Source organism: Actinoplanes oryzae, assembly GCF_030757795.1.
Taxonomy (GTDB): Bacteria; Actinomycetota; Actinomycetes; order Mycobacteriales; family Micromonosporaceae; genus Actinoplanes.
Genome location: NZ_JAUQWH010000206.1, coordinates 1 through 14,071, shown reverse-complemented (window position 1 = coordinate 14,071; position 14,071 = coordinate 1). Strand labels below are relative to the sequence as shown.

General features: G+C 70.8%; 8 protein-coding genes and 1 pseudogene. 5 read left to right on the top strand and 4 right to left on the bottom strand.

Annotation, left to right across the window (positions count from 1 at the left end; translation table 11 throughout):
• On the top strand, positions 1-1,017 hold a 1,017-nt coding region (locus RBH18_RS38925), incomplete at its 5' end, for a PP2C family protein-serine/threonine phosphatase (protein ID WP_306215523.1).
• On the opposite strand, the gene RBH18_RS38920 is transcribed toward RBH18_RS38925, so the two are convergent.
• Complete coding sequence (locus tag RBH18_RS38920; RefSeq protein ID WP_306215522.1) at positions 948-1,835, bottom strand: GNAT family N-acetyltransferase; 888 nt, start codon at positions 1,833-1,835, stop codon at positions 948-950. The genes RBH18_RS38925 and RBH18_RS38920 overlap by 70 nt on opposite strands.
• Positions 1,836-2,001: 166 nt before the next feature.
• Between RBH18_RS38920 and gltB the strand changes: the two genes are divergently transcribed.
• Together gltB and RBH18_RS38910 are read left to right on the top strand one after the other, a co-directional pair.
• Positions 2,002-6,567 (top strand): glutamate synthase large subunit, encoded by a 4,566-nt coding sequence (gltB, locus tag RBH18_RS38915; RefSeq protein ID WP_306215524.1) that lies wholly within the window; start codon positions 2,002-2,004, stop codon positions 6,565-6,567.
• Complete coding sequence (locus tag RBH18_RS38910) at positions 6,560-8,035, top strand: glutamate synthase subunit beta (RefSeq protein WP_306215521.1); 1,476 nt, start codon at positions 6,560-6,562, stop codon at positions 8,033-8,035. Before gltB ends, RBH18_RS38910 begins: the two co-directional genes overlap by 8 nt.
• Before the next feature lie 127 nt (positions 8,036-8,162).
• Here RBH18_RS38910 and RBH18_RS38905 read toward each other — a convergent pair whose 3' ends face one another.
• Genes RBH18_RS38905 through RBH18_RS38895 form a run of 3 tightly spaced genes read right to left on the bottom strand, consistent with a single transcriptional unit; the run spans position 8,163 to position 12,209 of the window.
• Positions 8,163-8,576: an NUDIX domain-containing protein gene (locus RBH18_RS38905; RefSeq protein WP_306215520.1), complete on the bottom strand. Its 414-nt coding sequence runs from the start codon at positions 8,574-8,576 to the stop codon at positions 8,163-8,165.
• Entirely contained in the window at positions 8,573-9,043 is a 471-nt protein-coding gene (locus tag RBH18_RS38900) for a hypothetical protein (RefSeq protein ID WP_306215519.1), read from the bottom strand. The genes RBH18_RS38905 and RBH18_RS38900 overlap by 4 nt, the downstream gene beginning before the upstream one ends.
• Positions 9,036-12,209 (bottom strand): HD domain-containing protein, encoded by a 3,174-nt coding sequence (locus tag RBH18_RS38895; protein WP_306215518.1) that lies wholly within the window; start codon positions 12,207-12,209, stop codon positions 9,036-9,038. The genes RBH18_RS38900 and RBH18_RS38895 overlap by 8 nt, the downstream gene beginning before the upstream one ends.
• Before the next feature lie 244 nt (positions 12,210-12,453).
• Here RBH18_RS38895 and pyk point away from each other — a divergent pair, with 244 nt between their 5' ends.
• Complete coding sequence (gene pyk, locus RBH18_RS38890) at positions 12,454-13,905, top strand: pyruvate kinase (protein ID WP_306215517.1); 1,452 nt, start codon at positions 12,454-12,456, stop codon at positions 13,903-13,905.
• Positions 13,902-14,071, top strand: a pseudogene (locus tag RBH18_RS38885) (acyl-CoA thioesterase II); the annotation flags it as partial. The gene pyk and the pseudogene RBH18_RS38885, both read left to right, overlap by 4 nt.

The following is a 14,071-nucleotide window of genomic DNA, read 5'->3' as shown; positions in this document are numbered from 1 at the left end:
GACCGGGCCCGGGAGCAGTCCCAGCGCGAGACGCACGCCCGCCGCCAGTGGCAGGCGCTGCAGCAGGTGACCGCCCGCCTCTCCGGCGCCGCCACCGTCGCCGAGGTCAACGAGGTGCTGACCCGCGACGGTCCCGCCGCCCTGGCGCCCGCGGAGCCGGCCCTCGGGGACGCCGCCGCCCGCACCCTGGCGGCCCTGGGCGGCCAGGCACTGCAGCGGGCGGAGCTGTTCGAGAACGAGCGGCGGGCGGCGCATCAGCTGCAGCGGGCCCTGCTGCCGGCCATCATGGCGGACCTGCCGGGCGTGTCCGCCGCGGCCCGCTATCTCCCGGCCACCCGGGGACAGGACGTCGGCGGCGACTGGTACGACGTCTTCGCCCTGCCCGCCGGCCGGGTCGGCATCGTCGTGGGCGACGTCATCGGCCACGGGCTCACCGCCGCGGTCGCGATGGGCCGGCTGCAGCAGTACGTCCGGTGGATCGCGCGCAAGGGCGCCGGGCCCGCCGACATCCTCGGCGAGCTCGACGAGCTGTGCCCGTCGATCCCCGGCGCCGGCTACGTGACCGTGGGCTACGCCGAGTACGACCCGGCGGCCGGCCTGCTGTGCCACGCCCGCGCCGGGCACCCGCCGCCGCTGCTGGTCACCGGCGGCGAGGCCGCCTACCTGTGGGACGCGCTGTCGGAGCCGCTGCCGCGGGCGGCCGGCCGCCGCCCGCAGGCCCAGATTGTCGTCGCGCCCGGCACGATGCTGGTGTGGTACTCCGACGGCCTCGTCGAGCGGCGCACCGAGACCCTGGACGCCGGGCTGGAGCGGCTCCGGGCGGCGGCGGGCACGATCGCCGGCCGGCGGCCCGGGCACTGGTGCGACTGCCTGCTGGAGACGATGACGAGCGGCCGGCCGACCGGGGACGACAGCGTCGTGACGTGCGTGCGGCTCGGTCCCGCCCGCTACATCGGCGCGGAGGCCGGCGTGCCGATGCAGGCCGTGCCGACGCGGCGGAAGCCGAGCCGGGAGTAGAGGCGCGCCACGTCCTCGTCGCCGGCCGAGAGAAAGACCACATCGTCGCCCTCGTCCAGGGCCTTGCGCGCGAGGGCGGCGGTCAGCTGGGAGGCGTACCCCCGGTTGCGGGCCGCGGGCAGGGTCGCCACGCCGACCACCTCGGCCACCCCGCCGTGGCGCTGGATCGAGCCGACCGCGAGCACCCCGGCCCCGGGGGCGTCGGCGACGGCGCTGAAGACCTTGCCGGCGCGGTGGGCGCGTACCTGGTCGGCGAGGGCCCCGGGGTCCGGTGGCGGGACCGCGTCGCGCTGGGCCGGGCCGGCGGGTTCGATCGTGAGGGCGCCCGCGGTCGCCGTGCTGGGGGCCGAGGCGGGGGTGGCGAAGCCGAGGCCGGCCACGGCGCGCCCGGCGGCGAGCTCGGCGGGGAAGCCCGGCGCGGCGGGGTCGAGGAGGCGGACGACGGCCCCGGGTACGGGCAGATCGGGCACCAGCGCGGCGCGTTCCAGCACCATGAGCGGGGCGAGCAGCACGTCGAGCCCCGCGGACCGGGCCACCGCGAGCAGGTCCGGGGTCGTCTCGTGGACCCATTCGAACGCCTCGGGGACGCCCAGTTCACGCTGCCGTGCCCGGACCGCAGTAATATCGGCGGCGGAAAGGGTGTCACCGCCGAGGCCCTGCCGCAACGAGAGCCGGGGCCGGGCGTAGAAGGGCCACCCCGCGCCCTCGCGGACGAAGAGCACGAAGTCCCCGATGTCCTCCGCCACCGCGGCGTCTCGGGGCACGGCGTCGTAGAAACGTTCCAGCCGGGCAAAGATGTCGGTATCCTCTAGCGCCACCGCGCGAGACTAACCGACTCGCCCCGCCGAAGTGTGATCCATCCGCACCTGGCGGACCCGCCCGGCGACTAACGTAGTATCGAGAGACTTTGCAGGGCCGACGTCGTCCCGACCTCAGCAGGAAATAAACGTGACGATCGGAGGCCCGGTGGCATTTCCGCACCCGCTGAACACGACCGCGGCGGAAAACAGGAACCTTCGGCCGACCCCGCAAGGGCTCTACGACCCGGCCAACGAACGCGACGCCTGTGGCGTCGCGTTCGTGGCTGACCTCCATGGCCGGCGGTCGCACGACGTCGTCGCCAAGGGCCTGTCCGCGCTGATCCGGCTGGACCACCGTGGCGCGCGCGGCGCCGAGTACAACACGGGCGACGGCGCCGGCATCATGATCCAGGTGCCGGACGCGTTCCTGCGTGCGGTCGTCGACTTCGAGCTGCCGGCGCCCGGCTCCTACGCCACCGGCCACGTGTTCCTGCCGACCGACGAGGCCGACGCCGCGCGGGCGATCGCCGTGTTCGAGAAGTACGCGCTCGTCGAGGGCGCCGACATCCTCGGCTGGCGCGACGTGCCGGTGGACCCGTCCGGGCTGGGCGCCACGGCCGAGGCGGCGCGCCCGGCCATCAAGCAGGTCTTCATCGCCGCGTCCCGGCTGACCGGGGCCCGGGAGCAGCTGAGCGGCCAGGAGCTCGACGTCGTCGCGTTCTGCATCCGCAAGCAGGCCGAGCGGGAGACGCAGCAGCGCGGCATCGCGGCGTACTTCCCGTCGCTGTCGTCGCGCACGATGACCTTCAAGGGCATGCTCACCCCGGACCAGCTGCCGGAGTTCTTCCCCGACCTGACCGACGAGCGGATCGACAGCGCCATCGCGCTCGTGCACTCGCGCTTCTCGACGAACACGTTCCCGTCGTGGCCGCTCGCCCACCCGTACCGGTTCATCGCGCACAACGGCGAGATCAACACCATCCGCGGCAACAAGAACTGGATGGCCGCCCGCGAGGCGCTGCTGGCGTCGCCGAACCTGCCGGGCAGCATCAAGCGGCTCTTCCCGATCTGCACGCCCGAGGCGTCGGACTCGGCGAACTTCGACGCCGTGCTGGAGCTGCTGCACCTGTCCGGCCGCAGCCTGCCGCACGCCGTGCTGATGATGATCCCGGAGGCGTGGGAGAACGACCCGGCCATGGACCCGGCCCGCCGCGCGTTCTACCGCTTCCACGCGAGCCTGATGGAGCCGTGGGACGGCCCGGCGAGCGTGGCGTTCACCGACGGCACGATCATCGGCGCGGTGCTCGACCGCAACGGCCTGCGCCCGGGCCGCTGGTGGCACACCAGCGACGGCCTGGTCGTGCTGGGCTCCGAGGCGGGCGTGCTCGACCTCGACCCCGCGACCGTGGTGGCCAAGGGCCGCCTGCAGCCGGGCCGCATGTTCCTGGTCGACACCGAGGCCGGCCGGATCGTGCACGACGACGAGATCAAGGCCGAGCTGGCCGCCGCCGAGCCGTACGACGAGTGGCTGCACGCGGGGCTGCTGGAGCTCGACGACCTGCCGCCGCGCGAGCACGTCATCTACACGCACGACTCGGTGCTGCGCCGCCAGCAGGTCTTCGGCTACTCCGAGGAGGAGCTGAAGATCCTGGTCGCGCCGATGGCCCGGACCGGTGCCGAGCCGCTGGGGTCGATGGGCACGGACACGCCGATCTCGCCCCTGTCGACCCGGCCGCGGCTGCTGTTCGACTACTTCCACCAGCTTTTCGCGCAGGTGACCAACCCGCCGCTGGACGCCATCCGCGAGGAGCTGGTGACCAGCCTGTCGACGACCATCGGGCCCGAGGGCAACCTGCTCGACCCGGGCCCGGCGAGCTGCCGGCAGATCGTGCTGCCCTACCCGATCCTCGACAACGACGAGCTGGCCAAGCTGCTCTCCATCGACGAGGACGGCGACCTGCCGGGCTTCAAGGCGGTCCGGGTGTCGGGGCTCTACCCGCTGCGCGACGGCGCCGAGGGGATCAAGGCCCGGCTGACCCAGATCTGCCGGCACGTCTCGGAGGCGATCGAGGACGGCGTCCGCATCCTGGTGCTGTCCGACCGCGACTCCAACGCCGATCTCGCGCCGATCCCGTCGCTGCTGCTGACCGCCGCGGTGCACCAGCATCTCGTCCGCGAGCAGACCCGCACCCAGGTCGCGCTGGTCGTCGAGAGCGGGGACTGCCGGGAGGTGCACCACGCGGCCGTGCTCATCGGCTACGGCGCCGCGGCGGTCAACCCGTACCTGGCGTTCGAGAGCGTCGACGACCTCATCGCGACGGGCATCCTGGCGGGCGTCGAGTCGAAGAAGGCGGTCCGCAACTACGTCAAGGCGCTCGGCAAGGGCGTCCTGAAGATCATGTCCAAGATGGGCATCTCGACCGTGTCGTCGTACTGCGGCGCGCAGGTGTTCGAGGCCGTCGGCCTGGACAACCAGCTGCTGCAGCGCTACTTCGCGGGCACGTCCGGGCGCATCGGCGGCTCCGGGCTGGCCGAGATCCACGCGGAGGTCGCGGCGCGGCACGCCAAGGCGTACCCGTCGAACCCGGCCGAGCGCAGCCACCGCCGCCTCGAGGTCGGCGGCGAGTACCAGTGGCGCCGCGAGGGCGAGATCCACCTCTTCAACCCCGAGACGGTCTTCCTGCTGCAGCACGCGACGCGCAGCAAGCAGTACGACGTCTTCAAGCAGTACACGTCCAAGGTGGACGGGCTCGCGGCGGAGGCGGGTCACCTGCGCGGCCTCTTCACGCTCAAGCCGGACCGGCCGCCCGTACCCCTGGACGAGGTCGAGCCCGCGTCGGAGATCGTGAAGCGCTTCGCGACCGGCGCGATGTCCTACGGCTCGATCTCCGCCGAGTCGCACGAGACCCTCGCGATCGCGATGAACAACCTCGGCGGCAAGTCGAACACCGGCGAGGGCGGCGAGGACGTCGAGCGGCTCTACGACCCGGCGCGCCGGTCCAGCGTCAAGCAGATCGCGTCCGGCCGCTTCGGGGTCACGAGCGAATACCTCGTGAACGCCGACGACCTGCAGATCAAGATGGCGCAGGGCGCGAAGCCGGGCGAGGGCGGGCAGCTGCCGGGCAACAAGGTGTGGCCGTGGATCGCCAAGACGCGCCACGCCACCCCGGGCGTCGGGCTGATCTCGCCGCCGCCGCACCACGACATCTACTCCATCGAGGACCTGGCCCAGCTGGTCCACGACCTCAAGAGCGTCAACCCGCAGTCGCGCGTGCACGTCAAGCTGGTCTCCGAGATCGGCGTGGGCACGGTCGCGGCGGGCGTGGCGAAGCTCAAGGCCGACGTGATCCTGATCTCGGGACACGACGGGGGTACGGGCGCCTCGCCGCTCAACTCGCTCAAGCACGCGGGCACGCCGTGGGAGCTGGGGCTGGCGGAGGCCCAGCAGACGCTGCTGCTGAACAAGCTGCGCGACCGGGTGACCGTACAAGTGGACGGGCAGTTGAAGACGGGGCGTGACGTCCTGATCGCCGCTCTGCTCGGTGCCGAGGAGTTCGGCTTCGCGACCGCGCCGCTGATCGTGTCGGGCTGCATCATGATGCGCGTCTGTCACCTGGACACCTGTCCCGTGGGCATCGCCACGCAGAACCCGGTGCTGCGCGAGCGCTACAGCGGCAAGCCCGAGTTCGTGGAGAACTTCTTCATGTTCATCGCCGAGGAGGTCCGCGGCTACCTGGCCGAGCTGGGCTTCCGCAGCATCGACGAGGCGATCGGGCACGCCGAGGTGCTCGACGTGGCGCCGGCGCTGCACCACTGGAAGGCCAAGGGCCTCGACCTGGGCCCGGTGCTGTTCGTGCCGGAGCTGGCGGAGGGCGCGTCCCGCCGCGGCGTCGTCGCCCAGGACCACGGCCTCGACAAGTCGCTGGACAACGAGCTCATCGCGCTCGCCCAGCCGGCCCTCACCGACGGCACCGAGGTCCGCGCCGAGGTCGTCGTGCGCAACGACCACCGCAGCGTCGGCGCGATGCTCGGCGGCGAGGTCACCCGCCGCTACGGCGGCAACGGCCTGCCCGACGACACGATCGCCTTCACCCTGCGGGGCACCGGCGGCCAGTCGTTCGGCGCGTTCCTGCCGCGCGGTGTGACCCTGCGGCTGATCGGCGACACGAACGACTACGTCGCCAAGGGCCTGTCCGGCGGCCGCATCGCGATCCGCCCCGACGAGCGCGCGCCGTTCGTCGCGGAGGAGAACACCATCGCCGGCAACACCATCCTGTACGGGGCCACGGGCGGCGAGCTGTTCCTGCGCGGCCGCGCCGGGGAGCGCTTCGCGGTGCGCAACTCGGGGGCCGCGGCCGTGGTCGAGGGCATCGGTGACCACGGCTGCGAGTACATGACCGGGGGGACCGTGGTGGTGCTCGGCTCGATCGGCCGCAACTTCGCGGCCGGCATGAGCGGGGGCACAGCCTTCCTGCTGGATCTCTCTTCTTCGCGGGTCAACCCGGAACTGGTGGATCTCGCGCCGCTGACGGCCGACGAGGCCTTGACGGTGGAAGCTCTTGTGAGGCGGCATTTGTCCGAAACCGGCTCCGCGGTGGCGGCAGCGCTGCTGGAGGACTGGCCGGCCGCCGTGTCGCGCTTCACGGCTGTCGTGCCGCGCGACTACAAGCGAGTCATGGAACTGATCAAGACCGCCGAGGCTGCCGGTCGCAACGTCGACGAGGCTGTCATGGGGGTTGTCCGTGCCTGACCCGAACGGTTTCCTGCGCTACGAGCGTCAGCTGCCCAAGCGCCGGCCCGTGCCGGTGCGCATCCGGGACTGGCGCGAGGTCTACCCGCCCGCGGGCGAGGAGCTCATCCGCGAGCAGGCGACACGCTGCATGGACTGCGGCATCCCGTTCTGCCACGAGGGCTGCCCGCTCGGCAACCGCATCCCGGACTGGAACGACCTGGTCCGTACGGGCACCTGGGCGGCCGCCGCGGAGAGCCTGCACGCGACGAACAACTTCCCGGAGTTCACCGGGCGGCTGTGCCCCGCGCCGTGCGAGGCAGCCTGCGTCCTCGGCATCGCCGACGACCCGGTCACCATCAAGCAGGTCGAGGTGGAGATCGCCAACCACGCCTTCGACCACGGGTACGTCCAGCCGCAGATCGCCACGTCCCGGTCCGGCAAGTCGGTCGCCGTCGTCGGCTCGGGCCCGGCCGGGCTCGCCGCCGCCCAGCAGCTGGCGCGCGCCGGGCACGACGTGACGGTCTTCGAGCGCGACGACCGGATCGGCGGCCTGCTGCGCTACGGCATCCCCGACTTCAAGCTGGAGAAGGAGCGCATCGACGACCGCCTCGCCCAGATGGAGGCCGAAGGCGTCGTCTTCCGCACCGGCGTGAACGTCGGCGTCGACATCACCGCCTCGGAACTGCGCGCGCAGTTCGACGCGGTGCTGCTGGCGTGCGGCGCGCTCGCCGGGCGGGACGCTGCCGAGACGCCGGGCCGGGCGCTGAACGGCGTACACCTGGCGATGGAGCACCTCGTGCCCGCCAACCGGGTCGTCGCCCAGCTGGAACCGTTCGCCTCCATCGACGCGGCCGGCAAGGACGTCGTCATCATCGGCGGCGGCGACACCGGCGCCGACTGCCTCGGCGTCGCCCACCGCCAGGGTGCCAAGAACGTCATCCAGCTCGACCAGTACCCGCTGCCCCCGGAGACCCGCGCCGCGGCCCTGCACCCGTGGCCGACCTGGCCGGTCATCCTCCGCAACTACCCGGCCCACGAGGAGGGCGGCGACCGCGTCTTCGGCGTCGCCGTCCAGGAGTTCGTCGACGACGGCGACGGCAACGTGGCGGCCGTCCGCATCGCCGACGTGGTGGTCGAGCGCATCGACGGCGTCCGCACGGTCACCGTCACCGAGGGCTCCCAGCGCGACCTGCCGGCCCAGCTGGTTCTGCTCGCCATCGGCTTCGAGGGCACCGAGGACCAGCCCTTCCTGGCCGAACTCGGCGTCACCCGCAACAAGCGCGGCGCGGTCGACACCGACCCAGGCTGGCAGGCCGCCCCGGGCGTCTTCATCGCCGGCGACATGCACAAGGGCGCGTCGCTGATCGTGTGGGCGATCGCGGAGGGCCGCTCGGCCGCCTCGGCGATCCACCAGTACCTGGGCGGTGCCGGTGAGCTGCCGGCCCCCGTACGCCCGTCGTCGCAGCCCCTCGCCGCGACCCGCTAGAACGCTGCGCCCCAGGGCCCGGCGGGGTTTCCCCGCCGGGCCTTTCTTGCGCGCCGAGGCGGCGTACCCCCGGGTCGTTGCCCTGGCCGGACCCCTGATCGGCGCGCACCTGATCGCGGGCCGTCGGCTACCTGCGCCGCGACCGCAGAGTCGCCTCGCTCGCCACGGAAAGCGGCTGAGGCAGCTGGTCGTCCGCGAACCAGCCGACGGCCGTGCACTTGCCGGGCTCCCGAATCTCCGGCGTCCCGCTCCGCCACCGCGCGAGAAACGACACCGACACCCAGTGCTGCCCCTCGACCATGTGATCATCCACGCCGAGCAGCCCCTCGACCGCGACCTCCATGCCGTACTCCTCCCGCATCTCCCGGCGCACGGCGTCCTCGAGCGTCTCTCCGAACTCGACGGTCCCGCCCGGAAACTCCCAGCAGCCCCTCTCGTTCCGGGCCAGGGGTCCCCGCCGCGCCAGAAAGACCTCCTGCCGGTCGTTGACCACGTAGGCGCCCACCCCCACGCCGACGTGATCGCGCCCGGGCTCGCTCACCCGATCGCCGGAATCACGACCAGGCCGGCGGCGAGCCACATGAACGCCATCGACCCCACGATGAACCCCACGATCCACGTCTCGTACCACCGCCAGAAGTTCCGCGGATCCGGCGGCCGCCGGAAGTCCTTGTCGACCGCCCGGGTCGTCACCTCACACTCCTCCCGCCGATAGTCCAGCCACGTGAAAATCCCAATGACAATGAGCAGCGCGGTGAAAAGCGCGATGACGCTGACCAGCAGCAGCAGCGCCACCACCCCGATCCGCGCGAGCCCGGGCCGGATGCCCCAGTCCTCGTACCGCACGAAAAGCGTGAGCGCCGCCCCGACCAGCACCGTCGCCAGCGTCTGATAGATCGCGAGGAAGCGATAGACGTTCTCGTTGACGGTGTGCAGCTGCTGCAGAATGTACTTGTACCGCTCCACCTCAAAAGCGGTCACCTTGTCCACCGGCGCCGGGCTAGTCACGCGAGACCCACCATCCGTTCTCATCTGCTTCGAGGTATGCCTCCGGCGGTGGTTCGGGAATGTCCGTTCGCGCGTCCCTCACCTGCTTGAGCGCCGCGTTCACCCCCTCGACCCCGACGGAGGCCGGGTTCGCCGAGGTCAGCTGCCGAAACGGGATCGGGAAGTCCCGAGCCAGCGGCGCGGCATGGTCGGAGATCCAGGTGACCAGTGGGTGAGCGGCGTTGAAATACCCGTGCACCATCGCGACCGTTGCGGGCGCCCGGAAAGGAACGGCGTACAGGGGACGAAGAAGCTCCGAGATCTGCATCGCAGACCAGGCTCCCTGCCTGGTCGTCAGATAGGCATTGCCGGGACCCGGGACAAGTTCCAACGGGACGAACAAGTGCAGCAGTGCGGCTTCCAGTTCGGTAAAGAAGGACCATTCGTTCCGGCCCCAAGGCGCCCGGAATGGGCGGTGTATTACTATTTCCTTACCGCGCGCGGCCGCCGCCAGCAGCGCGTTGACGCTGGTCCGGCCCCGGGACGTGGAGATGACGTCCTCGTCGTTCCACGAACCACCGGCGACGAGCGGGTCTGTGCGTACCGTCGCGATGGTGCATGGTTCCCCCGGTTCCTTCCCGATCAGGTCCAGTTCTTCCAGCATCTCCACGGCGGCGGCTGGAGCGGACGAGACGCGCAGGGCCAGGCGAACGGCGAGATGAATCGCGGAGTGGAGCGGGAAGGAAACGGCCCGCACCGCCCCGCGGGACACATTCAGGTCGGGACGGAGCGCACCGCCGAGTGTCAACACGCCCATCAAGACAGCATCGCTGAAAGTGACTGAGCCGAACAAGGGCCCGTGCGCTTCGCCAGCCGGTAGGACTATGCCGTGGTGCGACCACCGGGTCCGGCCTTCCCGCTCTCTGAACGCAGCTAGGTGCGGAATTCCCAGCTCTTCATAGGTGGCGCTGAAGCTCGCGCGACTCTGGACGCGCAAGGCGGCGAGCGCGGCACGGAAGCTGACCGGAGAATCGAGCAGTGCCCGGACGTGGGAGGACTCGGTGTCACGTCGGAGAACCGGCACCGGAGACTCGGCATACCTGTTCAATGCCTCCAGCGCTTCCGCCATTCTGGCGGAACGAAGAGGCCGTACGACATCGATTTCTATGGACGGTGCGAAGGTGGGTGAGTACAGGTCAATGTGGCAGCGAGTCGACGCGACGGCGTCGCTGAGTGGCGTGGCCACGCCATCGGGCTGCTCCGGCCAACCCGACAGGAGGTCCTCCGCATTCCCACCCTCCGGGGGAGCCGCCATGGCAAGGAGCGCGGTCAGCTTCCCACCGACGCCGGTGACCGTCGATGTCCGGTCGAGATCCAAGGGGACAGAGACGACATCCAGGTGGCCGAGATACGGGAAGCCGTTGGTGTCCGCCTTGCGGTCCGCGGTGTCGATCCGGGTCACGATCGGCTCGGCGCGCCAGGCCGCGCGGAGTTCTTCGTCGGCGTGTCGGCCGACCCGTTCTCCGTTGACGGTGACGCTGATCGGCGGGGCGAGGACAAAGGTGTCGACCTTGGCGGCGATCTCGCCGGCGCGGATGCCGGTGCGGTGCGGGTCGATGCGGACGGCGATGCTCGTTCCCGCCCGGCGGCGGAAGCCGCGCTCGCCCCGGGGGCCTGCGGGCATGTCGTCCACCCCCTGCCCCTTCCGGCGCAGCACGAAAAAGTCCCGGTCCCGCCTCACCGACAAGCGCAGAGGCTCGGCGGTCTCGGGTTCGTCACCGCCCCGCAGCAGATGCCGGGTCGACACCTCGACGCGGTCACCGGCGAGGAAGCACGACAGCACCCCGATGCCGAACCGGCTGATCGGCACGAACCGTTTCTGCTGGTCCTTCCGGACGAGCTGGGCCTCGAACTCCGCCGAGGTGTAGTAGGACCGGCCGACCCGCAGAAAGTAGTCGCGCAGCAGACGCTCGTCCATCCCCATGCCGTTGTCGTCGATGCGGACCCAGCTGAACCCCTCGGCGTCCTCCCAGCACGTCACGTCGACCCGGGGGTCCGGGAAAGCGCCGTGGATCCGCTCCCGGGCCAGCACGGTGTCGATGGCGTTCTGCAGCATCTCCCGCAAGAACGCGTATCTGTCCTCGTACAGCTCCTCGCCGGTGAACATCTCGAGCACCGACGAGCGATCGAGTTCGAACCGGAAGCCGCCGTACGTGTAGCCCTTGCTCTCGATCTGCCGGGTGTCGATCTCTCCTGGGAGGGGAAGCCGTCGCAGCTCCTCGCGACATTGATCCCGGGCAGGCCGGCAGAGCTGCAGCTCCGTGCGCACGTCTTGCAGCGACGACCGGATCGCGTGCTCGACCGACGGGTCGCGGGGATTGGCGGCGTACCCCAACTGATAGATCTCCGGCCAGTCGGCGGCCTTCCTGCTGGGGAAGAGGAAGCCCCGGCTGTGCATCTGCTTCTGCCAGTGCTCCGCGCTTTCCGCCGCTGCTGCGCTGCCCGGCGTGGCCAGCCCGAGGTAGTCGTGGATGATCCGGGGTGCGCGGCTGCGCCCGAAGTCCATGATGTCGGCCAGCCGCAGGAGCATCGCGCAGAACCGGAGATCCGCGGTGCCCAGGAACTCCCCGAAATCCGACGTGAGCAGCGTCGCGGCGGGTTCGTTGTGGCTGCGGCAGAGCCGGTGCAGCGTGTCGACCAGTGACATGCCCTCCCAGTCGAGGAGGCCGGGCCGGGCGAGGTCCAGCCGGTCGAGATGAACGCGGACCCGCTCGGCGTGCCGCTCCCGGCAGTACTTCTCGAGCACCGCCGTGGTCGGCGCGCCGGCATTCCGATGGACAGCCAGGAAGGCGTCCGGGTCCCGCTTCAGGAAACGCTCGAACTCTTCCTCGTGCGGGATTGCCTCCCGGTCCTCGTCCGAGTAGACCATCCCGATGTCGTGGAAGTACGCCGACAGGATGAGCAGTGCCGCCTCCAGCGGATTCACGTGCTCGATCCGGGGGCTCGCCAGTTTGTTCATCAGGTCGACGACGTTGAGCGCGTGCCGCTCGTCGTGCAGCGTGTACGCGGGAAAGGTGTCGCGCACCGTCGTGAGCAGCGCGGCCGCCTCCTCCGTCGCTTTCCGGACGCTCGCGTGGCCCTCGGAGGATTCCGCCAGGACGTCGCCGAGAAGACCCCATTCGGACACGTGATGACCTCCGGCCCCAGACCCGCTGTCGTACGGACATCGCGGAATGTATCGCCGGTGAACGCGGACCGCGATCGGTGCAACGGTCGGGAATGTGACCGGGGTGGCAGGTGGCCCACTCGGCTCCGGCGGCACAGGGATCACCGATAAGCTGAGGTCGGATCGCGGACGTCGAAGCCCGCGCTGCACAACCACCCCGATCGGGGGTCGGCCGGCGGGCCGATCCGGAAGAGAGACTAGCCTGATGGCTGTGACACGCCGCGCAAAGATCGTCTGCACGATGGGCCCCGCCACCTCCTCCCCCGAGCGGATGCTCGGCCTGGTCGAGGCCGGGATGGACGTGGCCCGCATGAACTTCAGCCACGGCAGCCACGAGGACCACCAGAAGGTGTACGAGACGGTGCGCGCCGCTGCTCAGCAGACCGGCCGGGCCGTGGCGGTCCTCGCCGACCTGCAGGGGCCGAAGATCCGTCTCGGGAAGTTCGCCGACGGGCCGCACCAGTGGGACAACGGCGACGTGGTGACGATCACCAGTGACGAGATCCTGGGTACGAAGGAGCGCGTCTCCTGCACGTACAAGAAGCTGCCGCACGAGGTCAAGGTCGGTGACCGGCTGCTGATCGACGACGGCAAGGTCGCCGTCGAGGTGTCGTCGGTCGAGGGTAATGACATCCGGTGCCTGGTGACCGAGGGCGGGCCGGTCTCCAACAACAAGGGTGTCTCGCTGCCCAACGTGGCCGTCAGCGTGCCCGCGATGAGCGAGAAGGACGAGGAGGACCTGCGGTTCGCCCTCGGCCTCGGTGTCGACCTGGTGGCGCTCTCGTTCGTGCGGTCGCCCGACGACATCAAGCTCGTGCACCAGATCATGGCCGAAGAGGGCCGGACCGTCCCCGTCATCGCCAAGGTGGAGAAGCCGGAGGCCGTCGAGCACCTCGAGGCCATCGTGCTCGCCTTCGACGGGGTCATGGTCGCCCGGGGCGACCTCGGCGTCGAGATGCCGCTCGACCAGGTGCCGCTGGTGCAGAAGCGGGCCGTGCAGCTCTGTCGCGAGAACGCCAAGCCGGTGATCGTCGCCACGCAGATGCTCGACTCCATGATCGAGAACTCGCGGCCCACCCGCGCCGAGGCCTCCGACGTCGCGAACGCCGTGCTCGACGGCACCGACGCGGTCATGCTGTCCGGCGAGACGTCGGTCGGCAAGTACCCGGTGCTCACCGTCAGCACCATGGCGAAGATCGTCACCACGACCGAGGCCGGCCCGTTCGACGTGCCGGACCTGGAGCACGACCCCCGTACGCACAGCGGCGCGCTGACCATCGCCGCCGTGCGGATCGCGCGCAACATCGGTGCGAAGGCGCTGGTGGCGTTCTCGCAGACCGGCGACACCGTACGCCGCCTCAGCCGCCTGCACTGCGAGCTGCCCCTGTTCGCGTTCACGCCGGTGGCCGAGGTGCGTGACCAGCTGGCGCTGTCGTGGGGTGTCGAGACGTTCCTCACCGACTTCGTCCAGCACACCGACGACATGTTCCGCCAGGTCGACCAGCGGATGCTGGGCCTGGGCCTCGCCAAGCCCGGCGACTACGTCGTCGTCGTGGCCGGCAGCCCGCCCAACGCCCCCGGCTCCACCAACACCCTGCGTGTGCACCGGCTCGGCGACCTCGTCGACCCGGCGACCGTCGCTCCGAGCACGGTGTGACTCCACTGACCGGACAGGCCGCCGTCGACCAGCTGCTCGAGGTCCTCGATCTCAAGCAGCTGGCCGACGACCGGTTCCAGGGCATCAGCCCCCAGGTCGGCGCCCAGCGCGTCTTCGGCGGGCAGGTCGCCGGCCAGGCCCTGGTCGCGGCCGGCCGCACCGTCGA